This is a genomic window from Cellulosimicrobium sp. CUA-896, from assembly GCF_001942335.1.
In the GTDB taxonomy this organism is placed as follows: domain Bacteria; phylum Actinomycetota; class Actinomycetes; order Actinomycetales; family Cellulomonadaceae; genus Cellulosimicrobium.
The window spans coordinates 69,722-95,135 of sequence record NZ_MKKH01000044.1; the positions used below are offsets into that span (position 1 = coordinate 69,722).

The following is a 25,414-nucleotide window of genomic DNA, read 5'->3' on the forward strand; positions in this document are numbered from 1 at the left end:
CCGGGCCTGCGGCCCGAGGCCGTCGGCGTGCCCACGCTCGCCGAGCTCACGACCCTGCGCGTCGGCGGTCCCGTCGACCGGTACGTCGAGGCGCACTCCGAGGCCGAGCTCGTCGAGACCGTGCGGGCGGCGGACGAGGCCGGCGAGCCGCTGCTCGTCCTCGGCGGCGGGTCGAACCTGCTCGTCGCGGACGACGGGTTCGCGGGCGTGGTCGTGCGCGACCTGCGCCAGGGGGTCGTCGTCGACGCGCAGGACTCGTGCGGCGGCGCGAGCTTCACGGCGCCCGCCGGGCAGGACTGGGACGCGCTCGTCGCGCGCGCCGTCGCCGAGGAGTGGGTCGGCGTGGAGGCGCTGTCCGGCATCCCCGGCACGGTGGGCGCGGCACCCGTGCAGAACATCGGCGCGTACGGCCAGGAGGTCTCCGGCGTCGTCTCCACGGTGCGGGTGTGGGACCGCGCGCGCTCGCGCGTGCGCACGCTCGCGCTGGGCGAGCTCGGGTTCGGCTACCGCACGTCGCTGCTCAAGCGCTCCATGCACGAGACGTCCGGGGGCGACGGCGCGGCGTCGGGCCCGTGGTACCCGTCGCCCCGGTACGTCGTCCTCGAGGTCGGGTTCCAGGCGCGCCTCGGCTCGCTGTCGGCGCCGGTCGGGTACCCCGAGCTCGCGCGGCGCCTCGGCGTCGAGGTGGGGGAGCGCGCGCCGAGCGCGGACGTGCGCGAGGCGGTCCTCGCACTGCGGGCCGGCAAGGGCATGCTGCTCGACGGCGTGGGGCCGGGCCCCGCGGGCGCGTCCGGCTCGGGCGACACGTCGGCCGCGCGGGACCTCGACCGGTGGAGCGCCGGCTCGTTCTTCACCAACCCGGTCGTCCCGGCGGACCAGGCGGATCTCCTGCCCGCCGACGCGCCGCGCTACCCGGTGCGCTCCGCGACGCCGAGCCGCACGACCGGGCCGAGCCTCGGCGAGATCGACCCGACGCTCGTCAAGACGTCCGCGGCGTGGCTCATCGAGCACGCCGGTTTCCACCGGGGCTACGGCGTCCACGGGGACGCGAGCCCGGCGACGCTGTCGACGAAGCACACGCTCGCGCTGACGAACCGTGGTGGCGCGAGCGCCGCCGACCTCGTCGAGCTCGCCCGCGCGGTGCGCGACGGCGTCCGCGACGCGTTCGGGGTCGAGCTCGTCCCCGAGCCGGTGCTGGTCGCGTCTCGCTCTGACGGGCCGGACCCCGTGGACGGCTCGAGCGGGCCGCAGGGTCAGTAGACGAGGACCGTCGTCCCGGGCGGGGCGCCCCAGGCGTCCCAGATCCAGTTCATGGCGTCGTTCGACACCCGCACGCAGCCGTGCGAGGCGGGCCACGGCGGGATCGAGCCCGAGCCGTGGACGGCGATGCCGCCGGTGAAGAACTTCGGGCGCCACATGCTGCCGAGCTCGAGGCTCGACTCGTAGTTCGCATCGACCTGCCGCCCGACCTGGAAGGTCCCGCGCGGTGTGCCGGCCCGGTAGGTGCGCCCCTTCGCCTCGAACCGCTCGCCGTTGCCCGACGACGCGTTGATGACCGTCACGACGCGGCCGTCCTCGACCGCGAGGAGGAGCTGGCGGTCGAGGTCGATCTCGATCACGCGGCCGGAGCCGCTGCGGGGCTGCGGCCGGACGCCGGAGTCGAGCGCCGCCTGGGTGGCAGGGCCGACGACGCCGTCGCGCGCGGTCCCCGCAGCCTTCTGCAGCGCCCACACGGCCTGCTGGGTACCCGGCCCGAAGTGACCGTCGGGCGGGCCGATGAAGTACCCCAGCTCGCCGAGGCGCGCCTGGAGCGCGCTCACGCGCTCGCCGGTCGCTCCGCGCACGAGCGGCTCGGGCTCCGGCGGGGGCGTCGGCTCGGCCGGCGGAGGCGTCGGCGAGGGCGGGGCCGGGCTCGGCGACGGCGACGGCGGCTCGGACGGCTCGTCCGTCGGTCCCGGCGTCGCGTCACCGGTTGGGGAGGGCCCCGACGACGGCTCCTCGGACGGCTCCTGCGACGGTTCCGGTCGCGGGGAGGTGGGGCGGGTCGTCGGCTCGTCCTCCGCGGACGCGGTGGCCGACGGCGCGTCAGCCGGCCCGGCGCCGGGGACCCCCGCCTCGCATCCGCTCGCCAGGAGCAGCGCGACCGCGGCAGGGAGCAGCGCGCGCACCGCGCGTGCACGACGGCGGGGTGCGGAACCGCGCGGTGGCGTCCTCCACGTCCGGTGGTGCTCCACGACGTCCTCCTCGGTCGACTGCCGCGCGGGAGCACGATGACCCGTGTGCCGGGCGGGGACGTCCATCATGGGGGAGAGGGAGCGCGCGAGTGCGGCGGAGAGGCGGGGCGGCGCGAGATCGTGATGCTCTCGTGACGCGGCTCACCACCACGAGCGGGCTCCGCGTGCCGACCGGAGCGCCGCGCGCGGCCCCCGGATCACGGTCCGCGTCCCTCCTCGAGCGCGCCGCGGACGAGGTCGAGCGCCGCCGCGTCGTCGAGCCCCGCCGCGCGCGCCGCCCGGACGAGCTCGCGCGCGGCCCGGCGAGCGTCGACGTCGGCGGGCGACGCGCCGTCGCGACCACCGTGCCGGCCCGGCGCCGCGTCTCGACGACGCCCGACGCCTCGAGCTCGCGGTAGGCGCGCGCCACCGTGCCGGGGGCGACCCCGAGGTCGGTCGCGAGGGCGCGGATCGTCGGCAGGCGGTCGCCGACGGAGAGGCGTCCCGCCGCCACGTGGGCGAGGACCTGGGCGCGGATCTGCTCGAACGGCGGTGTCCCGGAGCCGAGGTCGATCTCGACCCTCAGGTCAGGCGACGGCACGGGCGTCCTCGTCGGCGGTGGTGCCGACCCACGCGTCCGGGTCCGGCGCGGGTTGCACGACGACGGCGACCGTGGCGAGAGCGAGCAGCGCCGCCACGGCGACGAGCACGACGGCGCCCGGGTACCCGACCCGCGCCGCGGCGCTCGCGCCGGTGCCGAGCGTCCCCGCGGCGGTGAGGCCGAGCGCGAGCTGGACGCCGCGCAGGACGCGGTGCGCGGAGAGCCGGCGCAGCGCGACGTCCCAGCCCGCGCCCACGTGGGGCACGGCCGGGCGGCGGGCGACGAGCCGCAGCACGCCCTCCGAGGCCGCGAGGACCGTCACGGCGCCGAGCGCGAGCCAGACGCCGTAGAACGCCCCCGGGTACGGGCTCGCCGTCGAGGTCGAGGCCTCGGCGACGCGGGTGACCGACCGTCCCTCGTCGCCGGCCGTCGCGGCACCGACCGCCGCGAGCACGACGACGAGCGCCGCGAAGGCCCAGGTCAGGTGGCGCAGGCGGCGTGGGGCGACGTCGCCGACCGTGCGGTGGCGGAGCGTCGCGGAGCGCACGGCCGTCCGCGGGGTGGGCCAGGTCCGCTCGCCGATCGCGTGCGCGGCGAGGAAGGCGAGCGCGACGAGCGCGGGGGAGAGGCCGACGAGGACCCCCTCGGCGAGCCCGTCGACGGTCGCGACCGCCTGCGACCCGACGATCCCGACGAGTGCGGCGAGCCCCGCGGCCCCGCCGGCGACCGTCGCCGCGTGCCGGCGCGCGGACCGGCGGACCGGGTCGGCGTCGGCGACGTCGTGCAGGGAGACCGGACGCGGCGGGGTCCGCAGCAGCGCGCGCACCACGAGGACGACGGCCACGACGGCCCCCACGACGAGCAGCAGCACGACCGCGCTCCACGCGACGTCGTAGGCGGCGGGGAGGAAGAGGTCGACACCGTCGCTTTGTGCCAAAGTTTGTACCGGCATGGCGACGACGATCCCAGCCCGGTCGGGGCGCGTCAAGCCCGGGATGAGAGTCCTCTCATCCGCGTCTCACGCGCGCGTCACCGAGGTCGGGTGTGCTGGCACCGTGACCGACACCTGTGCCCCGACCGACCACCGGACCTGGCTCGACCTGCTCACGGCGGACGACGCCGGGGACGTGCTCGCGGCGGCGCTCGGCGCGGACGGCGCGTCCCTCGGCACGTGGCGCGTCGACCGGGTGCACGCCCGGCCGGGCGCCGAGGTGACCGTGGGGTACGACGTCGTCGCCGCGCGCGGCGACGGGGCGGCCGAGGCGGGGGAGTATCTGCTCGCCACCACCGCGTCGCTCCCGCCCGAGGCCGTCGGTCCGGGTGTCGCGCGGCTCGACGACGGCGAGCGCGTCCTGCACGTGTGGCGCCACCCCGCCGACCCGCTGCTCCCCGGGCTCGCCGTGGCCTGCGACCCTGCCGAGCTCACCCGACGGCTGCGTGCCACCGGCCAAGACGTACGGGTCGACGCGGTCGAGATCGTCGCCTACCGCCCGCTGCGGCGCGCGGTCCTGCGTGCCCGGACGACGCGCGGCGCGGTGTACGTCAAGGTGGTCCGGCCGCACCGGGCACGTGCCCTGGTCCGGAGGCACGCCCTGCTCACCGAGCGCGACGCGGCCGTCGGCGGGGCGGCGCCCGACGACCCGGTCCTGCGTGACGCGAGCCCGGGTGCCGTGCGGGCGCACGGTGCCTCGCGTGGGCCGCCGACGGCGTCGTCCTCCTCGAGGAGGCGCGGGGCCGGTCGCTCGCCCAGGTCCTCGCCGCCGCTCCGCCCGAGCGGCGCGCGACGGCCGTCGACCCGCACGCGCTGCTGCGTGCGCTCGAGGAGCTGCCCGTCGCCGCGACGTCGCTGAGGCGTCGCCCTGCCTGGGCCGAACGTGCCGAGCGGTACGCCCGCACCGCGACGGAGGTGCACGGGCTCGACGCGGCCCGCGTCGCGGACGTGACGACGGTCGTCACGCACGGCGTCGCGACGCGCGACCCTGGCCCGGTCGTCGCGACCCACGGCGACTTCCACGCCGCCAACGTCCTGCTCGACGCCACGGGGGCGCGCGTGGAGACGCTGCTCGACGTCGACACCCTCGGTCCGGGCCACCGGGTGGACGACCTCGCGTGCGTCGTCGCGCACCTCGCCGTCCTGCCTGGCCTGTCGCCCGGTGACTACGCCGGCACGGAGGGCCTCGTCGCACGGTGCCTCGCGGTGTTCGGCGAGGTCGTCGACCCGGTCGCACTGCGCTCGCGGGCCGCGGGCGTCGTGCTGTCCCTCGCCTCGGGCGCCGCGACGCGCGAGCTCGCCGAGGCGTGGCTCGCCGTCGCGGAGCAGCTCGTCGACGCCGGTCGGAACCCTCGCCCCGCCGTCTGAGAACCCTCTCATCGCGGACTCCTCGACCTCTCACCCGCCCTCGGAAGACTACGGATCGGACGCGGTCGGCAGGCCGCGCGCACCACGACACGAAGGAGACACACCATGAAGGCTCGCAGCGCGTGGATCGTCACCGGCGCCCTCGGGGCGGTCGGCCTCGGCGCCACGGTCGCGACGGCGCAGGGCGCGTTCGACACCCCGGATCCGGCGGCCGTCCCCACCTCCGTCCAGGTCGACCGGACCGCCACCACGGCCGGGACTCCGGCCGGCACGGGGACGACGTCGGCCGGCGCGGGGACGACGTCGGCCGGCACGGCGATGTCCGCCCCGAGCCCGAGCGCCGTGCAGAACGGGTCGTCGATCACCACGGTGACCGCGCAGACCGCCCCCACCGCGCAGTCGGCGCAGACGGCGCCGTCGGCGGGCACCGCCGACACCCCGAGCACGGCCGACACCCCGGGTACGCCGAGCACGGCCGACAGCCCGAACACCCCCAGCACGCCTCCGACGCCGCAGACCGCGGACTGACGGCCCGGGCCGGCGGCACGTCCCGCCGGCGACCCGCGCGACGACGCCCGCCCCACCGTCCGGGGCGGGCGTCGTCGCGCGCACGGCGCACCGGAGCGGGTCGGCGCGGGTCGGCGCGGGTGCGGTGCCCGGGCGGCGGCGGTTCAGGCGGGGCGCGCGGCGTCGGCGAGCCGGTAGCCCATGCCGCGGACGGTCACGAAGTGCTCGGCCCCGAGCTTGTTGCGCAGGTAGCGCACGTACACGTCGACGACGTTCGACCCGGGGTCGAAGTCGTAGCCCCAGACGCGCGACAGGAGCTGCTCACGGCTGAGCACCTGTCCGGGGTTGCGCAGGAACGCCTCGGCGAGCGCGAACTCGCGCGCGGACAGGTCGACCTCGCGGTCGGCGGTGCGGGCGCGGCGCGTGCGCAGGTCGAGGCTGAGCGACCCGTGGCTGAGCACCGTGACGTCGCCCGCCGGCTCGGTGCGCAGCCGCAGGCGGATCCGCGCGAGGAGCTCCTCGAAGCGGAACGGCTTGGCCATGTAGTCGTCGGCACCGCCCTCGAGCCCGGCCACCGTGTCGGCCACCGACGACCGCGCCGTGAGGATGATGACGGGGATGGTGCTGCCCGTCTCGCGCAGCCGCCGCAGCACGGTGAAGCCGTCCTGGTCGGGCAGGCCGAGGTCGAGGACGAGCAGCGCGAAGTCGCCCGTGCTCACGAGGTCGAGCGCCTCCCGGCCCGTCGTCACCGTGGTGCTCGCGTAGCCCGCGGCACGCAGCCCCTTGGCGACGAAGGACGCGATGCGGGTCTCGTCCTCCGCGAGGAGGATCTGGCTCACGAGGTGGTCCTTCGTCGGTGGGTGCGCGAGCCGCCGGAGCGTCCGGCGGCGGGAGGAGCGGGGTCGGCGCGGTGGGCGCCGTCATGACGGCGGCGGGAGCGAGCGGGAGGTCGAGCGTGAACGTCGAGCCCACCCCGGGCGTGGAGGCCACCAGCGCGCGGCCGCCGTGGCCGTCGGCGATCGCGCTGACGATCGCGAGGCCGAGACCTGCGCCCTCGGGGCGCTCGCGGCCCGGCGACGACGGAGCCTGGGCGAACCGCTCGAAGATCCGCTCGACCTGGTCGGGCGGGACGCCGAGCCCCTCGTCGCGCACCCACAGGCGCAGTCGCGCGCGTCGTCGGACACCGCCGAGCCGAGCGCGACGACGGAGCCGGGCGAGGAGAACTTCACCGCGTTGGCCGCGAGCTGCAGCAGCGCCTGGGTGACGCGCTGCGCGTCGACGTCGGCGACGACCTCGGCGCGCGCGTCGACCCGCCACCGCCGGTCGCCGAGCGTGCGGACCTTGTCGTGCACGTCGTCGGTGAGGCGGCCGACGTCGGTCGGTGACGGGCGCACGAAGTCGGGCCGTCCGACGGTCGCGAGCGTCACGAGGTCGTCCACGAGGCGGTGCATGCGGTCGAGCTCGTCGAGCGCGAGGTCGCGCGTCTCGCGGGCGTCGGACGGGTCGGCGGGGTCCATGAGCTCGAGGTGGCCGCGGACCACGGTGAGGGGCGTGCGCAGCTCGTGCCCGACGTCGTCGAGCAGGCGGCGCTGCGACTCGAAGGACCCCTCAAGCCGGTCCAGCATGCCGTTGACCGTGCGCGACAGGTCCGACAGGTCGTCGTTGCCCGTCACGGGGATGCGCGCCGACAGGTCGGTGTCGGTGATGCGCCGGGCGGTGCGGGCGAGCACCCGGATCGGCCGCAGCAGGCGGCCGGCGACGACCCGTCCGACGACGCCCGTGAGCACGAGCGCACCGAGCGCGACGAGGGCGTAGGTGCCGAACACGCGCGCGACCTCGGCCTGCTCCGCGGTGCGGTCGTAGGCGAGCACGAGGGCCGCGGGCTCGCCGGTCCCGGCCGCGCCGGCGACCGGGGCCACGAGGACGCGGTACTCGGCGGTCGACGTCGCGACCGAGCGCAGGACCGGCGTGGCGCCGTCCGCGTACGGCGCGACCGCGGCGAGCAGCTCCGCGTCGTCCTCGAGGTGCACCTGGACGTCCTGCTGCGACACGAGCGGGGCCCGTCCCGCGCGCAGGCCGATGATGCCCTCGTTCCGGGCGGGCACGACGAGCTGGATCGCCGCGACGACCAGGTCCTCGGGTGCGGTGAACGGCTCGCCCGAGACCGGGTTCACGCCCGACTCCCCGAGCGTCCTCAGCTCGACCGCGCTGCGCTCCAGGCTCTCGTCGATCCGTGCGTCGACCTGCCCGCGCTGCAGCAGCCACGCGGCACCCCCGGCGAGCAGGAGGGCGAGCGCCGACAGCCCGAGGAACGCGGCCAGCATGCGGGTGCGGACGGTGATCCCGAACCGGTGGCGGTCGGCCGGGCCGGCGACGGCGCCGTCCTCCGGCGCCCCACGGGCCATCAGTCGTCCCCGTCCGCGTCGCCGTCGTCATCGCTGTCGCCGTCGCCGTCGCCACGATCACCGGTGTCGTCGTCACCGGCGTCGTCATCGTCATCGTCATCGTCGTCGTCGTCCGCGGAGGGCGGTGCCGGGGACACGCGGCCGACGCCGTCGGTCGTGCCCCCGTCGTCCGGCGGCGGCGTCGAGGCCGGGTCCGTCGCCGGGGCCGACGGGGGCGGCGTCACGACCACGGTGCCGCCCAGCTCGCGGTCGTCGGGACGCGCCGTGACCGCGACCGCGGCGGCGGACCCGGCGAGGACGAGCAGGAGGACGCCCACGATCCAGGCCACGGTCCGTCGAGTCATGCCGCCAGTATCCGAGAGCCGGATGAGACGCACATGAGAAGCTCCGGCCCGGCCGGCCCGGGGGAGCGGCGCCCGCTCAGCCGGCCGCGAGCCAGTCGTCAACGCCGGTCAGCAGGCGCTTGCGCGTGGCCGTCGACGCCCGGCTCGCGCGGATCGAGGACCGCGCGAGCTCCGCGAGCTCCTCGTCCGAGAACCCGTGCTCGTGGCGGGCCGTCTCGTACTGCGCGACGAGACGCGACCCGAACAGCAGCGGGTCGTCCGCCCCGAGCGCGACGCGCGCCCCGGCGTCCACGAGCGCACCGAGCGGCACCTCGCCCGCGCTGTCGTACACGCCCAGCGACACGTTCGACGCGGGGCAGACCTCGAGCGCCACGCCGCGGTCGACGACGTCGTCGAGCACCCGGTGGTCCTCCGCCGACCGCACGCCGTGGCCGAGCCGGTCGGGCACGAGCTCGCGCACCACCTCGTGCACGTGTGCGGGCCCGAGCAGCTCGCCGCCGTGCGGCACCGACGCGAGCCCCGCCCGGCGCGCGATCGCGAACGCCCGCGCGAACTCGCCCGTGTCGCCGCGGCGCTCGTCGTTGCTCAGCCCGAAGCCCACGACCTCGCCGGCGCCCTCGCCCGCGTACTGCGCCGCGAGCCGGGCCAGCGCGCGCGCGTCGAGCGGGTGCCGGGTGCGCGACGCCGCCACGACCACCGCCACCTCGGTCCCCGTCGCGGCGCTCGCGGACCGTGCAGCGTCGAGCACGATCTCCACCGCGGGCGTGATCCCGCCGACGAACGGCGCGTACGACGTCGGGTCCACCTGGATCTCGAGCCGCCCCGAGCCCTCGGCCGCGTCGTCCTGCGCCGCCTCGAGCACGATCCGGCGCATGTCCGCCTCGGAGCGCACGCACGCTCGTGCGGCGTCGTACAGGCGCTGGAACCGGAACCAGCCGCGCTCGGTAGGGGGCAGGCGCAGCGGGTCGCCGTCCAGGAGCGCGTGCGGGAGGCGGACGCCGTACTGCGCGGCCAGGTCCCGCAACGTCTCGACGCGCATCGACCCCGTGAAGTGCAGGTGCAGGTGGGCCTTCGGGAGCGTCGCCAGGTCTCGCACACCGGGAGTCTGGCACGAGCCGCGCCGTCCGGCCGTCCGACGCTCAGGCGCCCGGCAGGTAGCCGCGTTCCATCGCGACCGTCACCGCGGCCGTGCGGTCGTCGACGCCGAGCTTGGCGAACGCGCGCAGCAGGTGCGTCTTGACCGTCGCCTCGGCGATGAACAGCTCGCGCCCGACCGCGGCGTTCGACAGCCCGCGCGCCACGAGCCGCAGGACCTCGACCTCGCGGCCGGTGAGCCGCTCCCCGCGCACCGACGTGACGAGCCGCGTCGCGACGCTCGGCGCGAGGACCGTCTGCCCGCGCGCCGCGGCGCGCACGCCCGCGACGAGCTCCTCGCGCGGCGTGTCCTTGAGGAGGTAGCCGGTCGCCCCCGCCTCCACGGCCCGCAGGATGTCGGCGTCCGTCTCGTAGGTCGTCAGCACCACGACGCGCGGCGCCGAGGTCCTGGCCGCGCCCCGGGCGCCGGCCGCCCGCGTCCCGCCGTCACCGGCGACGATGGCGCTCGTCGCGCCGACGCCGTCCAGCAGGGGCATGCGCAGGTCCATGAGCACGACGTCGGACGCGAGCTCGGCCGCGAGCGCGACCCCCTGCTCGCCGTCGCCGGCCTCGCCCACGACCACGAGGTCGTCCTCCGCGCTGAGCATGCCCACGAGGCCCGAGCGCACCACCGGGTGGTCGTCGACGACGAGCACCCGCACCGGGCCGCTCATGCCGCACCACCCGGCACGCGGGCGGGGGACCCGCTCCCCACCGGCAGCTGGACGACGACGCTCGTGCCCCCGTCCGGACCTGGCGTCACCCGGACCGTGCCGCCGCCGGCCGCGACGCGCTCGCGCATCCCGCGCAGCCCGTAGCCCTCGGTGACGTCGGCGGCCATGCCACGACCGTCGTCGTGCACCTCGAGGCGCGTGCCCGCCGCACCGTGCGCGAGCTCGACGACGACCGACCGCGCGGCCGCGTGCCGGCGCACGTTCGTCAGCGCCTCCTGCGCCGAGCGCAGCAGCACGACCTCGTCCGCGCTCGACAGCCCGGCGACGTCCTCGAGCCGTGCGGTCACGGCGAGCCCGGTCTCCGTGCGGAAGCGCTCCACGAGCCGTCGGACCGCGTCGACGAGGGTGCCGCCGCCCTGGAGAGGCGCCGGACCGGTCGCCGCGACGAGCGCGCGCGCCTCGGCGAGGTTGTCGCGCGCCGTCGCCTCCACCTGGGCGAGCCGCTCCCGTGCGGCCTCGGACGCACCGCGGTCGAGGTCCACGCCCGCGGCCTGCGCGAGCATGACGACGCTCGTGAAGCCCTGGGCGAGGGTGTCGTGGATCTCCTGCGCGACGCGCTCGCGCTCCGCCGCGACCCCGGCGGCGTGGTTCGAGCGGGCGAGCTCGGCCTGCGTCGCCCGCAGCTCGTCGACGAGCCGGGCGTGCCGCTCGGCCTGGCGCAGCGTGTGCGCGACCCACAGGCCCAGCCCGAGGGAGAAGCCGAGCGCGACGCCCATCTGCGGGACGCTGCTCGCGAGCTCGGCCGCGTCCAGCCGGCCCGTTGCCGGGTCCCACGCGAGCGCGAGCGCCGTCCCGGCGGCGAGCGCCACGCAGAGCGCGACCTGCGCCCGCAGGTGCTCCGACAGCATCCAGACCTGCGTGAAGGCCGCGAAGAGCAGGAGCGTCCCGAGGCTGTCCTGCGCGACGACGACGACCGTGCCGAGCACCAGGACGACGAGGTAGAGGTGCGCGACGCCCTGCTCGCGGGTGCGCGCCGCGCGTCGTCCCCAGAGGGTGTAGGCGACGAGGAGCACGCCGATCGCGGTGAGCGAGACGGCGAGCCGCGTCCCGCCGAGCGGCACCGTGACCAGCGCGACGGCGCTCAGCACGACGATGAGGTAGAACGCCGCGTCCCACCAGCGCACGTCGCGCTCCCACGTGCCCTCGAGGCCCGCCTCGGCCGGGCCGACGTCGTCGTCGGCCCGGCTCGCGGCGCTCCGCGCGTGCGGGGCGTCAGCCGTCGTCACGCCGCCGCCAGCGGAACGTGCGCACCCCGACGACGAGACCCACCACCAGCCATGCGACCAGTACAGCAGCGGTCGCGCCGTGCTGCCAGGACCCGGACGGCTCGAGCACGACCGCCTGCTCGGGCAGGAACACCGACCGCATCCCCTGTGCCATCCACTTGAGGGGGAACAGCGACGCCACCGTCTGCATCCACGACGGCAGCGCGAAGAACGCGAAGAACACGCCGGAGATGAACTGCAGGACGAGGACGACCGGGGTCACCACCGCGCTCACCGACCTGCCCGAGCGCGGCAGCGACGAGAACCCGACGCCGCACACCGCGCCCGTCGCGCAGCCCAGGACGAAGACCCACGCGAACGTCGCGATCCGCCCCGCGCCGTCGGGCATGTCCCACGGCATCGGGACGTCGAACGCCAGCGCGGCGAGCGCGAGCAGCAGCACCGTCTGGCCGACGGCCGTGACGAGGACGAGCCCGACCTTGCCGAGGAAGTAGGCGACGGCGGGCAGGGGAGTGGCGCGCAGGCGCTTGAGCGTGCCGTCGTCGCGCTCGACCGCGATCGAGATCGCGAGGGACTGGAAGCCCGTGAGCATGATCCCCCGTCGCGAGCATGCCGGGGAGGAAGTACTGCGCGAACGGCACGCCGTAGCCGGCGTTCGCCTGCTCCTGGCCGTCGAACACCGTCGCGAAGATCGCGAGCATGATCACCGGGTAGGTGAAGACGAAGACCACGGCGTCGCGCTCGCGGAAGAAGGCGCGCAGCTCGGCACCGGTGCGGGCGAGTCCCAGGCGCGCGACCCCCGGGAGGGCGCGCGGGCGCGGCGGGGACGTGCGGGCGCCGGGGACGGTCGTCGTGCTCACGGTCGTGCCTCCTCGTCGGTGGTGCCGGCGGACGCGCCGGCGAGGGCGCCGGTGCGCGGCCGGGCGGGCGGCGCGGCGCCGATGAGCTCGAGGTAGACGTCCTCGAGGCTCGGGTGCACGACCTCGAGCCCGGGCACCTCGCCGTCGGGGGAGCGGTCGGCGAGCTCGCGGACGAGCGCGGTCGGCCGGGACGTCGTCTCGGCGCGCGGCGCGCCGTCCTCGACCCAGCGGACGACGGGCCGCCGGGCGTCCGGCCCGCCGAGCAGCTCCGGTGGGCCGAGCGCGACGACGGCCCCGTCGCGCAGGACGGCGACCCGGTCGGCGAGCTGGGCGGCCTCGTCCAGGTAGTGGGTCGTCAGGAGGATGGTCGTGCCGTCGTCGCGCAGCGTGCGCACCAGCTCCCAGAAGGCCCGGCGTGCCTGCGGGTCGAAACCCGTGGTCGGCTCGTCGAGGAACACCAGCTCGGGGCGTCCGACGATGCCGAGCGCGACGTCGAGCCGGCGACGCTGCCCGCCGGACAGCTGCCGCGTGCGGGTGCCGCGCTTGTCGCCGAGGCCGACGGCGTCGATCACCTCGCGCGGGTCGCGCGGGTCGGCGTAGTAGCCCGCGAAGTGGGCGACGACCTCCGCGACGGTGAGCTCGGTGAGGTCCCGCGAGTCCTGCAGCACGACGCCGATGCGGTCGCGCCAGGCGCGGCCGGCGGTCTGCGGGTCGGCGCCCAGGACGCGCACCTCGCCGGCGTCGCGCGAGCGGAAGCCCTCGAGGATCTCGACGGTCGTCGTCTTGCCGGCCCCGTTGGGACCCAGGAGGGCGACGATCTCGCCCCGCTCGACCCGGAGGTCGACCCCGGCGACGGCCTGCCTGTCGCCGTACCGCTTGCGCAGCCCGCGCACCTCGACCGCGGGTGCGCCCGTCTCGCCACGTGTGGTGTCCATGCCGTCCAGCGTCGTCCGCACGGGCGCCGCCCCGCGACGGCCGGTCGCCCGGACCTGGGGTCCACCGGTCGGTGGACGGCGGTTCGACCCGCGGGCCGGCGTCGCGTACAGTGGTCCCTCGGTGGTTGACGCCCACCATGCTGGGCCGCGCCTCGACGGGCTCCTGGCACTGTGCACGGCTCGCCGGCAAGGGCGTCGGTCGCGAAGGGTAGTGGCGCAATTGGTAGCGCAGCGGTCTCCAAAACCGCAGGTTGCAGGTTCGAGTCCTGTCTACCCTGCTCGGCACGTCGCCGGCAGGCGGTGTGCGTGGTCCGAGAACGGACTGCACCGAGAGGTTCAGCAGGTCCGGGATACGTCCCGCACGTCAGCGATGGGATAGATCAGTGAGCGAATCGCCGTCAGAGGCCGTGGGCGCGGACGGCGCACGCGCCGACGAGGTGAAGAAGGGCCGCCCCGCAGGGGACAGGAAGCCCAACTTCTTCGCCCGCATCGCCCTCTTCGTGCGCCAGGTGGTCGCCGAGCTGCGCAAGGTCGTCACGCCGACGCGCTCCGAGCTCTTCACCTACACGACCGTCGTCCTGGTCTTCGTGCTCGTCGTCATGGCCTTCGTGACGGTGCTCGACCTCGGGATCGGCCAGGCCGTCCTGTGGGTCTTCGGGGACTAGCCGCCACGTCCGTACCCGCAGTGCCGGGTCTTCGGCACCCGGCGCCCATCGGGGCGCCGTCGGCGCTTCCAGCAGCAGTCCTTCCACCAGTCATCGCAGCAGGTCAGCAGAAAGCAGGTTCGTTCGTGTCCCAGGAGTCGCTGGACCAGACGGAGAACGTCGACCCGACGCAGCCCGAGGGTGCCCAGGACGAGGTCGACGAGACCACGGACGCTCCCGACGTCGTCGAGGGCGACGAGGAGCCCGTCGAGGACGCCGCGCCCGCCGAGAGCGCGCAGGAGGGCGACCAGGAGGTCGCCACGGACGAGGCCCGCCCGGTCGACGAGGACGGCGACGTCATCGCGGACCCGGTCGCGGAGTTCAAGCGCACGCTGCGCACGCAGCCGGGCGACTGGTACGTCATCCACTCGTACGCGGGGTACGAGAACCGTGTGAAGGCCAACCTGGAGAACCGCATCCAGAGCCTGAACATGGAGGACTACATCTTCCAGATCGAGGTCCCCATGGAGGAGGTGGCCGAGATCAAGAACGCGCAGAAGAAGATCGTCCGTCGCGTGCGCATCCCCGGCTACGTCCTCGTGCGCATGGACCTCACCGACGAGTCGTGGGGCGCCGTGCGGCACACGCCGGGCGTGACCGGTTTCGTCGGCCACACGCACCAGCCGGTGCCGCTGACGCTCGACGAGGTGTTCTCCATGCTCTCGCCGACGCTGGCGCCCGCCGCGGAGCCGGGCAAGCCGGCGCCCGCGCAGGCGAAGGCCCCGGTGCAGGTCGACTTCACGGTCGGCGAGTCGGTCACCGTCACGGACGGCCCGTTCGACACGCTGCCCGCCACGATCTCCGAGATCAACGTCGAGAACCAGAAGCTCAAGGTCCTCGTCTCCATCTTCGGCCGGGAGACCCCGGTCGAGCTGTCGTTCAACCAGGTCGCCAAGATCTGACGCGTCCGGTCGCAGGACCGGTCCTGCGCGGCACCCGCCGCGCGCGTGAACGCTGCACTGCAACCGGGTCATCGCCCACGGCGTCGGCCCACGAGTAGAAAGCCAGGGAAGACTCATGCCTCCCAAGAAGAAGGTCTCCGGCCTCATCAAGCTCCAGATCCAGGCCGGTGCGGCGACGCCCGCCCCGCCGATCGGCCCCGCGCTCGGTCAGCACGGCGTGAACATCATGGAGTTCTGCAAGGCCTACAACGCGGCCACCGAGTCGCAGCGCGGCAACGTGATCCCGGTCGAGATCACGGTCTACGAGGACCGTTCCTTCACCTTCGTCACGAAGACGCCGCCGGCGGCGGAGCTCATCAAGAAGGCCGCGGGCATCCAGAAGGGCTCGGCCACCCCCCACACCGTCAAGGTCGCCAAGATCACGGCGGACCAGGTGCGCGAGATCGCCCAGTCCAAGCTCGAGGACCTCAACGCGAACGACGTCGAGGCCGCGTCGAAGATCATCGCGGGCACGGCCCGCTCGATGGGCATCACCGTCGAGGGCTGAGCACAGCGAACGCGGAGGTAGGACGAGCGCAGCGAGTCCTGCCGGAGCGTGAGCGGCGCTCGGCCCGAGCGAGAGTGCAGAGGGCTGAGCACAGCGAACGCGGAGGTAGGACGAGCGCAGCGAGTCCTGCCGGAGCGTGAGCGGCGCTCGGCCCGACCGGAGACGGAGCGGGCTGAGCGCCGTCTTGACACAGACGTCCGTCCACGACCGTGGGCGGCAGTGGCAGGGTCCGCGCGGACCGACGACCACGACTGCAGAAGGAGAAGCAGCATGGCAACGCGCAGCAAGGCGTACCGCAACGCCGAGGAGAAGATCGACCGCGAGCGTCTCTACGCTCCGCTCGAGGCCGTCCGTCTCGCCAAGGAGACGTCGACGGTCAAGTACGACGCGACCGTCGAGGTCGTCTTCCGCCTGGGTGTGGACCCGCGCAAGGCGGACCAGATGGTCCGCGGCACGGTGAACCTCCCGAACGGCACGGGCAAGACGGCCCGCGTCATCGTCTTCGCGAACGCGGCGAAGGCCGAGGAGGCCCGTGCGGCCGGTGCCGACGAGGTCGGCGGCGACGACCTGATCGAGAAGGTCGCCGGCGGCTACACGGACTTCGACGCCGCGGTCGCGACGCCGGACCTCATGGGCAAGGTCGGCCGCCTGGGCAAGGTGCTCGGCCCCCGCGGTCTGATGCCGAACCCGAAGACCGGCACGGTGACGATGGACGTGACGAAGGCCGTGTCCGACATCAAGGGCGGCAAGATCGAGTTCCGCGTCGACAAGCACGCGAACCTGCACTTCATCATCGGCAAGGTCTCGTTCGACGAGAAGCAGCTGGTGGAGAACTACGCGGCGGCGCTGGACGAGGTGCTGCGTCTCAAGCCGTCGTCCTCGAAGGGCCGCTACATCACGCGGGCCACGATGACGACGACGATGGGCCCCGGCATCCCGCTGGACCAGTCCAAGACGACGAAGCTCCTCGAGGACGACGCGGCCTGACGCCACCCGCGTCAGCGGCCGGTCCGCTCGCAGCACGAACGCCGACGGCGCGGTTCCCCGGACAGGGAGCCGCGCCGTCGCGTTCGTGCGTCCGACCCGCGTGTGCTGTGCGCCCCGCGGGGTGCGAGCGTCGCGTCGCCGCGCAAGAGCTGCGTTCCTGGACGCAGCCGTGGTGCACGGGCGCAGCGCTCCTCCTCAGGGGTGGTGGTGCAGTCCCGGCAGGTCGGGCAGGTGGTGCTCGCTGTGCGGGACGGCGTGCTCCGCGGCCTCCGTGCCGCTCAGCCCGAACGTCGTGACGGTCGCGACGGCGACGGCACCGACGAACAGGACGCCGAGCGAGGCCGCGCTGCCGAGGGCGGGGCGTGGCCTGCCCGCGCCGCCGTGAGGGGCTCCCGCGGGCGACGGGGACGACGCGGACGGGGGTGGAGCGTCCGCCGCCGGACCGGGCGCCGAGGACCGGGTCAGCACGCCGATCGTCCCGGCGCCGGCGAGCTGCAGCGCCGTCGCGGCCGTGACGGTGGGGCCGAGGGTCGTGCCGGGGGCGACGGCGAGCGCTGCCTGCGCCACGCTCCCGACGACGAGGGCCCCGACCGCGGCCCGGCCGAGGACGGCCGGACGGGGCGTGCGCGGCGCCGTGCCGGCGATCGTCGCGAGTGCGGCGGGGACCTCGACCAGCCCGAGCGCGAGCGCGAGGAGCCCGGCAGGCGCCGGGAACGTGCCTCGGACGAGACCGAGGTTGACGATCCCGGCGCCGAGCAGGCCGAACCCGAGCAGGACGCGCAGGACGGGAGGTGGTGGGCTCACGCGGTCGCGGTGCTCGCGCCGGTGCGCTTGTCCGCCGCGAGCCCGACGCCGAGGAGCAGGATCGCGCTCGCGAGGTGGAGCACGTTGTCCGCCCCGTTGAGCGCGATGATGTTGGCGGCCGTGCCGACGAGGAAGAGACCGAGGACGCCCACGAGCAGGTAGACGGCACCGATCGTCACGTTGACGGCCCTCGCCGCGCCGACGGAGCGCGAGGCGAGGAGCAGTGCGGCGCCGATGCCGAGGTGGACGATGTTGTGCAGCGGGTTCACCTCGAACACCAGGAGGTTGCGGCCCTCGGTCGCGGCGAACCCGACGCCGGACGTCACGACGAAGCCGGCGAGGCCCACCAGGAGGTAGACGGCGCCGAAGACGGCCGCGAGGAGGCGGTTCGGGGACGAGGTCATGGTGCATACCCACTTTCGACGGTCGCGCGCGGGTCCCTCCCGCGCGTCGCGAGTGGTTCGGAGCAGGCCCGACGGCGGATGGGTCGCCCGGCGGAAGGTCCTGGGACGGGTGTGGGAGCCTGCCCGCCGTTCCCCGAGGAGAAACTGGACGACGGCGGATGTATCAGGCGTGCCCGTGCGCCCTCCCGTCCAGTCGCACGGGTGCGTCCGACGCACCCGACCCCCCTGATCCGTCCACCCGAGGGAGAACGATGGTCCTGTTCCGGCGCGAGCCAGAGGGTGCGTGACCTGTGATGATGGTTGTCGAGCCCGGCGGCGACGCCCTAGACTCGGGCACCCCTGCGGAGCTTCCGCTGATGCCCGAGCAGACGAGCGTGCCAAGGACGGTGCCGCCGATGACCAGGACCACCGACGAGCTCGCGGACACCGGTCAACCCGAGTCGAGTCTCGCGACCGCGGTGCGTTCGCGCTCCTGGAGTACCGGGACGGCCGCAACGAGGCGCTCGCCGAGTTCGTGCGCGAGGCGACGCCCCTGCTGTGGCACACCGTGCGCGCCCAGGGCGTCGACCGTGAGCAGGCGGACGACGTCGTGCAGACCGTGTGGGTCGCCCTCGTGCGCAACGCGATGACGATCAAGGAGCCGCACGCGGTCCTGAAGTGGCTGCTCATCACGGCCAAGCGGGCCTCCTGGGAGGCGGTGCGCAAGCAGCGCGACGAGGCACGGCGCCGCACGGAGCTCCCCGACGACACGGACGAGGGTGTCCCGACCCTGCCGTCGAGCGACCCGACGCCCGACGTCGAGGTGCTCACCCACGAGCGCGACCGCGGCCTGTGGCGCGCTCTGAGCCGGCTGCCGGAACGATGTCAGACGCTGCTCAAGCTCGTCTCGCTCGCGGACCGGCCGGACTACAAGGCCATCTCGGCCGCCACGGGGATGCCCGTGGGCAGCATCGGCTCGACGCGCGGCCGCTGCCTCGCCAAGCTGCGCGACATCATCGACGTCCAGGGGGAATCGTGGGAAGCATCGTGAGCACCGAGCCCCGGCACAGCCCGGACGAGCCCCTCGACGGCGACGACGTCGCCCTGCTCGCCGACCTCGCGCGCATCGCCCAGGCGCTCGACCCCGTGCCCGACGGGCTGGTCGAGCGGTCGCTGTTCGCCGTGACGCTCGCCGGGCTCGAGGCGGAGGTCATGGAGCTCGAGTACGTGCGCGTGCCCCGGATGTCGGTCCGTGGGGAGGCGCCGCCGATCGAGGCGCGGACCATCACGTTCACGTCCGAGTCCGTGACGGTGATGATCTCGCTGTCGCCCGTGGAGGGCGGCCGCGTGCGCATCGACGGCTGGGCCGCGCCCGCGACGTCGCTGCGCGTCGAGCTGCACCGTCCCGGCTCCGTGACCGAGACGACGAGCGACCAGGACGGCCGGTTCGTCTTCGACGACGTCGACCGCGGTCCGGCGAGCCTCGTCGTGCGCCGCGCCGACGACGCCGGCTCCGCGGTGAGCACGCCCGTCGTCGAGCTGTAACGACCACCACCGTCGTGGGCGGGCCCCGGCCCGCCCACGACGTCGTCCGACGTCCGACCGTCCGCGCGGCGACGACTGCCGCGTGCGGCCGTGCCTCGAGGTGCTTCCACCACGCGATCGAGGACGGTCCCTGCCTTCGCAGCCTGAGGAGAGCATGTGAGCGAGACCCCGGAGATCCCTTCGACCCGTTCGGTGCGCGACGCCGCGGGCGGTCGACGCCCCGTCCGCCATCTCGACCCGGACCGTGTGCGCCGCAGCCCCGGTGCGTCCCGGGTCGAGCCGACCGCCTACGTGGCCGACCGTCTCATCGTCCGGGGGGCTCCTCCGGCCGAGCTCGCAGAGCTCGTCGCGCGCCAGGTCGGTGCCTCGGCCGCCGGCGGGGCGGACGCCGAGGTCGAGCTCCCGGCGTGGACGCCGGGCGACGAGCCCACGACGTGGCTCGACGGTGTGCGGAGGATCGCTGCCGACATGGGGTACCGGGTCGCCCTCGACGCACGGCTCGGTGCGCCCCGCCCCGGCGAGGACGACCCGTTCGGCTACGCGCTCCGGTTCGTCCCCGTCCGTTCGGACGACGTCGAGGTGGACACGTGGGAGGTGCTCGAGCGCATCGTGTCCGAGCTCCGGGAGCTGGCCGAGGACGACGGGGTCGACGCTCCGAGAGCGGGCCTCGACCACGTGCTGCGCGCGCAGCGGGCCCGCACGACCCCGCTGCCGTTCGTCCCGGTCGCCCGTCCGCGGTCGACGCCGCTGCCGGTGAGCGCGGTCGACGAGTACGGGATGCCCGGGTCCGGCGGGCTGGCGCCCGTCCGGCTCATCGCGCCGCCCCCGGTCCGCCGTCTCGCCGACGGGGCGAGCCCGTGGGTCACGGCGGACGGCGTGCGCCGTCCCGTGGTCGCCCTCGTGGACACGGGGGTCGGGACGCACCCCTGGTTCGGCGGGTACACGCCGGGCGAGCCGAGCGACGGACCGCACTCCGTCGTCGTGCGCGACGCCACGCTCGACGGGGCGCCGATCGGGACGTTCCCGGTGCCCGCGCTCGTCTCCGAGGACGCGGAGTACGGGGGCATGAGCAAGGACCCGCTCACCGGGCCGCTCGACCCGGTGGCGGGGCACGGCACGTTCATGGCGGGGATCGTGCACCAGCTCTGCCCGGACGCCACCATCCTCTCCGTCCGCGCTTCGGCGGTTCCGGGGACGTCCCCGAGTGGGAGGTGCTCCACACGCTCTGGCGGCTGCTGCGCTTCCACCGCCGCGGGCTGCAGGGCGAGGACGGCTACCACCCCGTGGACGTGGTGGTCCTCGCCATGGGGTACTACCACGAGCAGCCCGAGGACTACGGCTACGACGGTCCGCTCCGACGCGTGCTGCGCGCGCTGCGCAGGGCGGGTGTCGTGGTCGTCGTCGCGGCGGGCAACGACGGGACGACGCGGCCGATGTTCCCCGCCGCGTGGACCCCGCGGGTGGACCGGACGGCGGACGGCGCGGTGCCGCGGGAGCCCGAGGACCTCAAGCCGGACTACACGCCGATCCTCGCCGTCGGAGCGACGAACCCGGACGCCAGCGTCGCCGTCTTCAGCAACGACGGACCCTGGGTCACGACCGTCCGACCCGGCGCCGCCGTGGTGAGCACGATGCCGACGACGATCGACGGGCCGGTCACCCCGTCGGTGCGGCTCCCCGAACGGCTGGGCCCGGGGGTCCGTTCCTCCGTCGACCCCGACGACTTCCGCGGGGGGTTCGCGACCTGGAGCGGGACGTCGTTCTCGGCGCCGTACCTCGCCGCGCAGATCGCCGAGCAGGTCCTGCGGTCACGCACGGGGGAGCCGTCGTCGGACCCCGCCGGGCCCGACGACGCCGTCGCACGGCGCACGGCGGTCGCGTGGGATGCTGTTCGACGTGTGCCGGGACTGTACGCGCAGGGAGCCGCCTCCGAGTGATCCCTGTGAGGAGCCGGTCGGGTGAGCGACGACGTCCGTCGTGCGTTCGCCGACCGGCTCCGACGCGCGCAGGAGCTCAACGCCCTCGCCAAGGTGCGGGCCGCGTCCACCGAGTTCCGTCGCCTGACCGCCGAGGTCGAGCGGTGGGAGCGGCGCGGTGACGGCCCGACCGGGTGGTCCGCCGAGCTGCGCGTCCGCGCGCTGGTGGGGCGTGCGGCGTGCGTGTACGCGCTGACCGGGAGCATGGACGAGGGCAACCGGCTCCTCGACGAGGCCGGCGCGGTCGCGGACTCGGTCGGGCGGCCGCACCTCAAGGCGGTCGTCAGCGGCCAGCGTGGTGTGCTGCTCCTGCGGTCGGGCGACAGCCAGGCCGCGGTGCGGCCCCTGACGGCGGCCCTCGAGCAGGGTGATCCCGCGGACCACCGGGACGTCGCCGTGCTGCACCTCAACCGCGGCTCGGCCCTGGTCGACCTCGGGGCGCTCGACCCCGCGCTGCACGACTTCGAGATCGCGGCGCAGCACGCCCGCCAGCTCGGGAACGACTACTACGTGTCGTTCGCGATGCACAACATCGGCTTCGTCCACCAGCTCCAGGGCGACGTCCCGGCGGCGCTGCAGCGCATGGAGGAGTCCGTGCGGCTCCTCCCGGACGGCCCGGACGGCCTGGCTCTCGCGGGACGGGCCCGGGTCCTGTTCGACGTCGGCCTCCTGTCGGAGGCGGAGCGGATCCTGCAGGACGCCGAGGCCCTGCTCGTCGACGAGGGCCTGGGGCAGGAGCGTGCCGAGGCGGTGCTGGACCGTGCCCGCTGCATGGTCGGCCTCCGGCGTTTCGCGGAGGCGGTCGCGCTCGCCCGGAAGGCACGGCGCCTCTACACGCGCTCGGGCAACTCGACGTGGGCCCTGTACGCGCGGGTGGTCGAGCTCGAGGCCATGCTCGGGGCGGACCGGGCCGCCGCCACGGAGAAGGGAGCGAGCCGCCGACGTGCGGCGCGCGGGCTCGAGACCGCGCTCGCGGTCGCACGGGACGGAGATGCGCGCGGCGCCGTCGCGCGGTACGGGGTCGGCGTGCCGGCACGGTTGTACGCGGCGGAGTGGGCCCTGCTCGGCGGCGCTCACGAGGAGGCGGACCGCATCCTGCGCGAGGTGCCCCGACTGCGGCCCTGGGCCCCGTTCCCGGTGCGCGTCCAGCGCGAGGCCGTGCGCGCCCAGCTCGCCTTCGCGCGCGAGGACCGACGTGGTGGGGTCCGCGCCGTACGCGGCGGCCAGCGCGCGATCGCGGAGTACCGGGAACGGCTCGGCTCGGTCGACGCGGTGACGGCCGCGGCCGTCCACGCCGTCCGGCTCGGCAACGTCGACGTCGAGTCGGCGCTGGGGACCGGCCGTCCGGCCGCGGTCTTCGACGCGGTCGAGCGGGGGAGGGCGGCCTTCGCCGGGTCGGGGCGGGTGCGGCCTCCCTCGGACCCCGAGCTCGCGCGACTGCTCACGGCGGCACGTCGGGAGATCGAGGCGGCCCGCGACGTCGGCGCGACCGACGACCGGGACCAGCTCCTGCGCCGTCAGCAGCACCTGCGGGAGGCGCGGCGCATGCAGGACGAGGCGCGCCGCCGGTCGTGGCAGCACGCGGGCGGGGCCGCGACGCCGACGCCCGCCACGGAACGGTCCCTGCGGGGTGCGCTGGAGGCACGGGGAACCGAGTGCGTCGTCGCCAACCTCGTCGTGCACGGCGGGGAGGTGGCCGCGGTGCGGGTGTCCGCCTCCGGGTCGAGGCTGCTCCGGCTGGCACCGTTCGAGCGCGTCGCGGAGAACGTCCGGCGTGCGCGTGCCGACTTCGCGGTGCTGTCCAACGCGCTCATCCCGGTCCCGATGCGCGACGCCGCGGTCGCGTCGCTGCGGCGGACGCTCGCCTGGTTCGACGACGCGCTCGTCGCGCCGCTCCACGCCGCGGGCGACCTGCACGTCGCCGCGCGCGACCTCCTGCTCGCCGTGCCGTGGGCGGCGCTGCCGTCGCGGCGGGGGCGCCGCACCTGGGCCAACTCCTGGGTCGACCTGCTGCGCGGGGAGCCGGCCCGCCGCACCGACCACGCGCTCGTCGTCGCCGGCCCCGACCTGCGGTTCGCCGGGGCGGAGGCCAAGCTCGTCTCCTCGGTCTGGGACAGCGCTACGACCCTGACGGGCCTGGAGGCCACCTGCGCCTCGGTCGTCGAGGGGTTCGAGGGGGCGGGAGTCGTCCACGTCGCCGCGCACGGCACGCACGAGCCGGACAACCCGCTCTTCTCGTCGCTGCGCCTCGCTGACGGGCCGCTGTTCGCCCACGAGCTCGACGGCATCGACCTGCGGGGCGTCGTGGTGGTGCTGTCGGCGTGCGAGGTCGGGCTCTCGACGCCGCGGATCGGCGGGGAGTCGCTCGGCCTGACGAGCGTCCTCCTCCGGCTCGGGGCACGCGCCGTCGTCGCGAGCGTCGCCCCGCTGCGCGACGACGTCGCCGCGCGCGTCATGCCCGCGCTGCACGCGGAGCTGCGCGCGGGCGCCATGCCCGGCGCCGCGCTAGCGCGCGCGGTCGCGGACGAGCCGGAGCCCGTCCCCCTCGTCTGCTTCGGCCCGCTCGTCGTCTGAGCCGGGCCGAGCGACGGGGGCGGTTTGGACCACCCGCCGTCGTCCCGTACGATGATCGACGTACCCAAGACCGCCGGTCGTCCCGCGCTGCCCGCAGATCCTCTGCGTCACGCACGAGACCGAAGTCCCGCCACGAGGCGGAGGCCAGCGCAGGTAGCGAACCGACGGACGTGCGTCCGGCCCCGTGCCGCCTCACGACTGCGAGCCCCGCGCCTGCGCGGGGCTCTTTCTCGTTCCGGGGCCCACGCCGGTGGTACCACCACCGGAAGGATTGCCATGCGAGGCCGGACAAGGCAGCCGCAGTCGCCGAGATCTCGGACAAGTTCCGCGACTCGAACGCTGCTGTGCTGACCGAGTACCGCGGGCTCACCGTCGCGCAGCTCAAGCAGCTGCGTCGGTCGCTCAGCGGCAACGCAACCTACGCCGTGGTGAAGAACACGCTGACCGCCATCGCGGCCAAGGAGGCCGGTGTCGAGGGACTCGACGCCGACCTGCAGGGCCCGTCGGCGATCGCCTTCGTCACCGGGGACCCGGTCGAGGCGGCCAAGGGTCTGCGTGACTTCGCCAAGGCGAACCCCGCGCTGGTCATCAAGGGCGGTGTCCTCGACGGGCGCCCCCTGACCGCCGCGGAGGTCACGAAGCTCGCGGACCTCGAGTCCCGCGAGGTCCTGCTGGCCAAGGCGGCCGGCGCGATGAAGGCGAAGCTGTTCCAGGCCGCGTACGTCTTCACCGCGAACACCGCCCAGGCCGCCCGCGTCATCGATGCCCTGCGTCAGAAGCAGGAATCGGAGGGCGCTGCCGCCTGATCCACGCTCCGGCACTCCCGTGCCGCAGCACCGATCACCGCAGCGCAAGCACACACCCCGCTTCTGGCAGGCCCGCACGGGCCGCTGCCGAGCACCGACCGAAAGGAACGCCATCATGGCGAAGCTCAGCACCGACGAGCTCATCGAGCAGTTCAAGGGCCTCACCCTCATCGAGCTCAACGAGTTCGTGAAGGCCTTCGAGGAGACCTTCGAGGTCACCGCCGCCGCCCCCGCCGCCGTCGCGGTCGCCCCCGCCGCGGGTGCGCCGGTGGCGAGGCCCCGGCCGAGGAGGAGAAGGACGAGTTCGACGTCATCCTCGAGGCCGCCGGCGACAAGAAGATCCAGGTCATCAAGGAGGTGCGCGCGCTCACGTCCCTCGGCCTGAAGGAGGCCAAGGACCTCGTGGACGGCGCCCCGAAGCCGGTCCTGGAGGGCGCGAACAAGGAGACGGCCGAGAAGGCCAAGGCTGCCCTCGAGGGCGCCGGCGCCACGGTCACCCTCAAGTGATCTCGCCGGTCCCGTCCTGACGGGACCGGTCGTCACGCCGCACGAGCCCGCACCCCCCGGGGTGCGGGCCTCGTCGTGCGCGGGGCGTGGAGGCGTCGTGGTGGTCGCACGGCGGTCGTGTGCGCGCCCGGCTTCACGGAACCGGGTGGCGTGTGCCACCATGTGCGGGTCGGCGATGCAGGACAGCGGCGCCGGCGGTGCGGCCGGGCAGCAACGTCCGGTCGGGCAGAGGGGCGACGAGGCCCCGCGCACGAGTACCGGTCAGGCGTCTGGCGACGTCGGACGAGGCCGGGGAGCGGGCGCGCCGTCGGTGTGGACGGACGCGCTCCGAGGGGGTATGCTAACGCTTTGCGCTGTCCTG

Annotated in this window: 23 protein-coding genes, 1 tRNA gene and 7 pseudogenes; 16 read left to right on the forward strand and 15 right to left on the reverse strand. The window is 75.1% G+C overall.

Annotation, left to right across the window (positions count from 1 at the left end; translation table 11 throughout):
* Window positions 1-6: 6 nt before the first annotated feature.
* Window positions 7-1,260 (forward strand): UDP-N-acetylmuramate dehydrogenase, encoded by a 1,254-nt coding sequence (locus BJF88_RS13350; protein WP_075829234.1) that lies wholly within the window; start codon window positions 7-9, stop codon window positions 1,258-1,260.
* Here BJF88_RS13350 and BJF88_RS22325 read toward each other — a convergent pair.
* Entirely contained in the window at window positions 1,254-1,844 is a 591-nt protein-coding gene (locus tag BJF88_RS22325; RefSeq protein WP_255372021.1) for a L,D-transpeptidase family protein, read from the reverse strand. The two genes, BJF88_RS13350 and BJF88_RS22325, sit on opposite strands and share 7 nt — an antisense overlap.
* Before the next feature lie 521 nt (window positions 1,845-2,365).
* Between BJF88_RS22325 and BJF88_RS23740 the strand changes: the two genes are divergently transcribed.
* Entirely contained in the window at window positions 2,366-2,632 is a 267-nt protein-coding gene (locus BJF88_RS23740) for a hypothetical protein (RefSeq protein ID WP_369824620.1), read from the forward strand.
* Here BJF88_RS23740 and BJF88_RS23745 read toward each other — a convergent pair.
* Together BJF88_RS23745 and BJF88_RS13365 are read right to left on the reverse strand one after the other, a co-directional pair.
* Window positions 2,632-2,814 (reverse strand): annotated as a pseudogene (locus BJF88_RS23745) (GntR family transcriptional regulator); the annotation flags it as partial. The gene BJF88_RS23740 and the pseudogene BJF88_RS23745 overlap by 1 nt on opposite strands.
* Window positions 2,801-3,802, reverse strand: coding sequence for a hypothetical protein (locus BJF88_RS13365; RefSeq protein WP_139316080.1), 1,002 nt, complete (start codon window positions 3,800-3,802; stop codon window positions 2,801-2,803). The gene BJF88_RS13365 and the pseudogene BJF88_RS23745, both read right to left, overlap by 14 nt.
* A 67-nt stretch (window positions 3,803-3,869) precedes the next feature.
* Here BJF88_RS13365 and BJF88_RS22330 point away from each other — a divergent pair, with 67 nt between their 5' ends.
* The 3 genes and pseudogenes from BJF88_RS22330 to BJF88_RS13375 all read left to right on the forward strand — a co-directional run bounded on the left by BJF88_RS22330 (window position 3,870) and on the right by BJF88_RS13375 (window position 5,701).
* Window positions 3,870-4,664, forward strand: coding sequence for a hypothetical protein (locus BJF88_RS22330; RefSeq protein WP_139316081.1), 795 nt, complete (start codon window positions 3,870-3,872; stop codon window positions 4,662-4,664).
* A pseudogene (locus BJF88_RS18490) lies at window positions 4,580-5,173 on the forward strand (phosphotransferase); the annotation flags it as partial. The gene BJF88_RS22330 and the pseudogene BJF88_RS18490, both read left to right, overlap by 85 nt.
* 105 nt (window positions 5,174-5,278) lie before the next feature.
* The gene (locus BJF88_RS13375; protein WP_075829187.1) at window positions 5,279-5,701 is read left to right on the forward strand and encodes a hypothetical protein; all 423 of its coding nucleotides are present in this window, start codon (window positions 5,279-5,281) and stop codon (window positions 5,699-5,701) included.
* Window positions 5,702-5,844: 143 nt separating this feature from the next.
* Here the strand turns inward: BJF88_RS13375 and BJF88_RS13380 are convergent, their stop codons facing one another.
* The 9 genes and pseudogenes from BJF88_RS13380 to BJF88_RS22340 all read right to left on the reverse strand — a co-directional run bounded on the left by BJF88_RS13380 (window position 5,845) and on the right by BJF88_RS22340 (window position 13,318).
* Window positions 5,845-6,519: a response regulator transcription factor gene (locus BJF88_RS13380; RefSeq protein ID WP_075829188.1), complete on the reverse strand. Its 675-nt coding sequence runs from the start codon at window positions 6,517-6,519 to the stop codon at window positions 5,845-5,847.
* Between the two features lie 157 nt (window positions 6,520-6,676).
* A pseudogene (locus tag BJF88_RS23750) lies at window positions 6,677-6,997 on the reverse strand (ATP-binding protein); the annotation flags it as partial.
* 155 nt (window positions 6,998-7,152) lie between these two features.
* Window positions 7,153-8,085: pseudogene (locus BJF88_RS23755) on the reverse strand (HAMP domain-containing protein); the annotation flags it as partial.
* Window positions 8,085-8,429 carry a hypothetical protein gene (locus BJF88_RS13390; RefSeq protein ID WP_075829190.1) on the reverse strand — a complete coding sequence of 115 codons (345 nt, stop codon included), beginning with the start codon at window positions 8,427-8,429 and terminating at the stop codon, window positions 8,085-8,087. The gene BJF88_RS13390 and the pseudogene BJF88_RS23755, both read right to left, overlap by 1 nt.
* Window positions 8,430-8,505: 76 nt before the next feature.
* Window positions 8,506-9,525 carry an adenosine deaminase gene (locus BJF88_RS13395; RefSeq protein ID WP_075829191.1) on the reverse strand — a complete coding sequence of 340 codons (1,020 nt, stop codon included), beginning with the start codon at window positions 9,523-9,525 and terminating at the stop codon, window positions 8,506-8,508.
* 43 nt (window positions 9,526-9,568) lie between these two features.
* Window positions 9,569-10,237, reverse strand: coding sequence for a response regulator transcription factor (locus BJF88_RS13400; RefSeq protein ID WP_075829192.1), 669 nt, complete (start codon window positions 10,235-10,237; stop codon window positions 9,569-9,571).
* Window positions 10,234-11,523: a sensor histidine kinase gene (locus BJF88_RS13405; protein ID WP_083649128.1), complete on the reverse strand. Its 1,290-nt coding sequence runs from the start codon at window positions 11,521-11,523 to the stop codon at window positions 10,234-10,236. The genes BJF88_RS13400 and BJF88_RS13405 overlap by 4 nt, the downstream gene beginning before the upstream one ends.
* A pseudogene (locus BJF88_RS22335) lies at window positions 11,510-12,383 on the reverse strand (ABC transporter permease). Before BJF88_RS22335 ends, BJF88_RS13405 begins: the two are co-directional and overlap by 14 nt.
* A complete protein-coding gene (locus BJF88_RS22340) occupies window positions 12,380-13,318 on the reverse strand; it encodes an ABC transporter ATP-binding protein (protein ID WP_075829236.1) in 939 nt (312 codons plus the stop codon). Before BJF88_RS22340 ends, BJF88_RS22335 begins: the two are co-directional and overlap by 4 nt.
* Before the next feature lie 205 nt (window positions 13,319-13,523).
* Between BJF88_RS22340 and BJF88_RS13420 the strand changes: the two genes are divergently transcribed.
* The 5 genes from BJF88_RS13420 (at window position 13,524) to rplA (ending at window position 16,458) form a co-directional block, all read left to right on the forward strand.
* Window positions 13,524-13,596 (forward strand) — tRNA-Trp (locus BJF88_RS13420).
* 105 nt (window positions 13,597-13,701) lie between these two features.
* Window positions 13,702-13,983, forward strand: coding sequence for a preprotein translocase subunit SecE (secE, locus tag BJF88_RS13425; RefSeq protein WP_083649129.1), 282 nt, complete (start codon window positions 13,702-13,704; stop codon window positions 13,981-13,983).
* 125 nt (window positions 13,984-14,108) lie between these two features.
* On the forward strand, window positions 14,109-14,924 hold the full coding sequence (gene nusG, locus BJF88_RS13430; RefSeq protein WP_075829194.1) for a transcription termination/antitermination protein NusG: 816 nt from the start codon (window positions 14,109-14,111) through the stop codon (window positions 14,922-14,924).
* Between the two features lie 115 nt (window positions 14,925-15,039).
* A complete protein-coding gene (gene rplK / locus BJF88_RS13435; protein WP_069386558.1) occupies window positions 15,040-15,471 on the forward strand; it encodes a 50S ribosomal protein L11 in 432 nt (143 codons plus the stop codon).
* Window positions 15,472-15,741: 270 nt separating this feature from the next.
* A complete protein-coding gene (rplA, locus tag BJF88_RS13440; RefSeq protein ID WP_075829195.1) occupies window positions 15,742-16,458 on the forward strand; it encodes a 50S ribosomal protein L1 in 717 nt (238 codons plus the stop codon).
* 195 nt (window positions 16,459-16,653) lie between these two features.
* On the opposite strand, the gene BJF88_RS13445 is transcribed toward rplA, so the two are convergent.
* Both BJF88_RS13445 and BJF88_RS13450 read right to left on the reverse strand, forming a co-directional pair.
* On the reverse strand, window positions 16,654-17,262 hold the full coding sequence (locus BJF88_RS13445) for a hypothetical protein (protein ID WP_075829196.1): 609 nt from the start codon (window positions 17,260-17,262) through the stop codon (window positions 16,654-16,656).
* Entirely contained in the window at window positions 17,259-17,666 is a 408-nt protein-coding gene (locus tag BJF88_RS13450; protein WP_075829197.1) for a DUF4383 domain-containing protein, read from the reverse strand. The genes BJF88_RS13445 and BJF88_RS13450 overlap by 4 nt, the downstream gene beginning before the upstream one ends.
* Before the next feature lie 283 nt (window positions 17,667-17,949).
* Between BJF88_RS13450 and BJF88_RS13455 the strand changes: the two genes are divergently transcribed.
* Together BJF88_RS13455 and BJF88_RS13460 are read left to right on the forward strand one after the other, a co-directional pair.
* Window positions 17,950-18,696 carry an RNA polymerase sigma factor gene (locus tag BJF88_RS13455; RefSeq protein ID WP_083649130.1) on the forward strand — a complete coding sequence of 249 codons (747 nt, stop codon included), beginning with the start codon at window positions 17,950-17,952 and terminating at the stop codon, window positions 18,694-18,696.
* Complete coding sequence (locus tag BJF88_RS13460) at window positions 18,693-19,190, forward strand: hypothetical protein (protein WP_075829198.1); 498 nt, start codon at window positions 18,693-18,695, stop codon at window positions 19,188-19,190. The genes BJF88_RS13455 and BJF88_RS13460 overlap by 4 nt, the downstream gene beginning before the upstream one ends.
* 536 nt (window positions 19,191-19,726) lie before the next feature.
* Here BJF88_RS13460 and BJF88_RS13470 read toward each other — a convergent pair.
* A complete protein-coding gene (locus tag BJF88_RS13470) occupies window positions 19,727-20,353 on the reverse strand; it encodes a hypothetical protein (RefSeq protein WP_075829200.1) in 627 nt (208 codons plus the stop codon).
* A 48-nt stretch (window positions 20,354-20,401) separates the two neighbouring features.
* On the opposite strand from BJF88_RS13470, the gene BJF88_RS13475 reads away from it, so the two are divergent.
* The 4 genes and pseudogenes from BJF88_RS13475 (at window position 20,402) to rplL (ending at window position 25,053) form a co-directional block, all read left to right on the forward strand.
* Window positions 20,402-21,127, forward strand: a complete 726-nt coding sequence (locus tag BJF88_RS13475) for a S8 family serine peptidase (protein ID WP_075829201.1) — start codon at window positions 20,402-20,404, stop codon at window positions 21,125-21,127.
* Window positions 21,128-21,148: 21 nt separating this feature from the next.
* On the forward strand, window positions 21,149-23,740 hold the full coding sequence (locus BJF88_RS13480; protein WP_075829202.1) for a CHAT domain-containing protein: 2,592 nt from the start codon (window positions 21,149-21,151) through the stop codon (window positions 23,738-23,740).
* 278 nt (window positions 23,741-24,018) lie between these two features.
* A pseudogene (rplJ, locus tag BJF88_RS13485) lies at window positions 24,019-24,546 on the forward strand (50S ribosomal protein L10); the annotation flags it as partial.
* A gap of 115 nt (window positions 24,547-24,661) precedes the next feature.
* Window positions 24,662-25,053, forward strand: a pseudogene (gene rplL / locus BJF88_RS13490) (50S ribosomal protein L7/L12).
* Window positions 25,054-25,414: the final 361 nt, after the last annotated feature.

Coding starts and splice junctions, on each gene's coding strand:
- BJF88_RS13375 (WP_075829187.1), top strand. CDS start 5,279: ATGAAGGCTCGCAGCGCGTGGATCGTCACCGGCGCCCTCGGGGCGGTC.
- BJF88_RS13390 (WP_075829190.1), bottom strand. CDS start 8,429: ATGACTCGACGGACCGTGGCCTGGATCGTGGGCGTCCTCCTGCTCGTC.
- BJF88_RS13400 (WP_075829192.1), bottom strand. CDS start 10,237: ATGAGCGGCCCGGTGCGGGTGCTCGTCGTCGACGACCACCCGGTGGTG.
- BJF88_RS22340 (WP_075829236.1), bottom strand. CDS start 13,318: ATGGACACCACACGTGGCGAGACGGGCGCACCCGCGGTCGAGGTGCGC.
- rplK (WP_069386558.1), top strand. CDS start 15,040: ATGCCTCCCAAGAAGAAGGTCTCCGGCCTCATCAAGCTCCAGATCCAG.
- rplA (WP_075829195.1), top strand. CDS start 15,742: ATGGCAACGCGCAGCAAGGCGTACCGCAACGCCGAGGAGAAGATCGAC.
- BJF88_RS13450 (WP_075829197.1), bottom strand. CDS start 17,666: ATGACCTCGTCCCCGAACCGCCTCCTCGCGGCCGTCTTCGGCGCCGTC.
- BJF88_RS13470 (WP_075829200.1), bottom strand. CDS start 20,353: ATGGTGGCGTCCGGGCAGAGCTGGTGCACGATCCCCGCCATGAACGTG.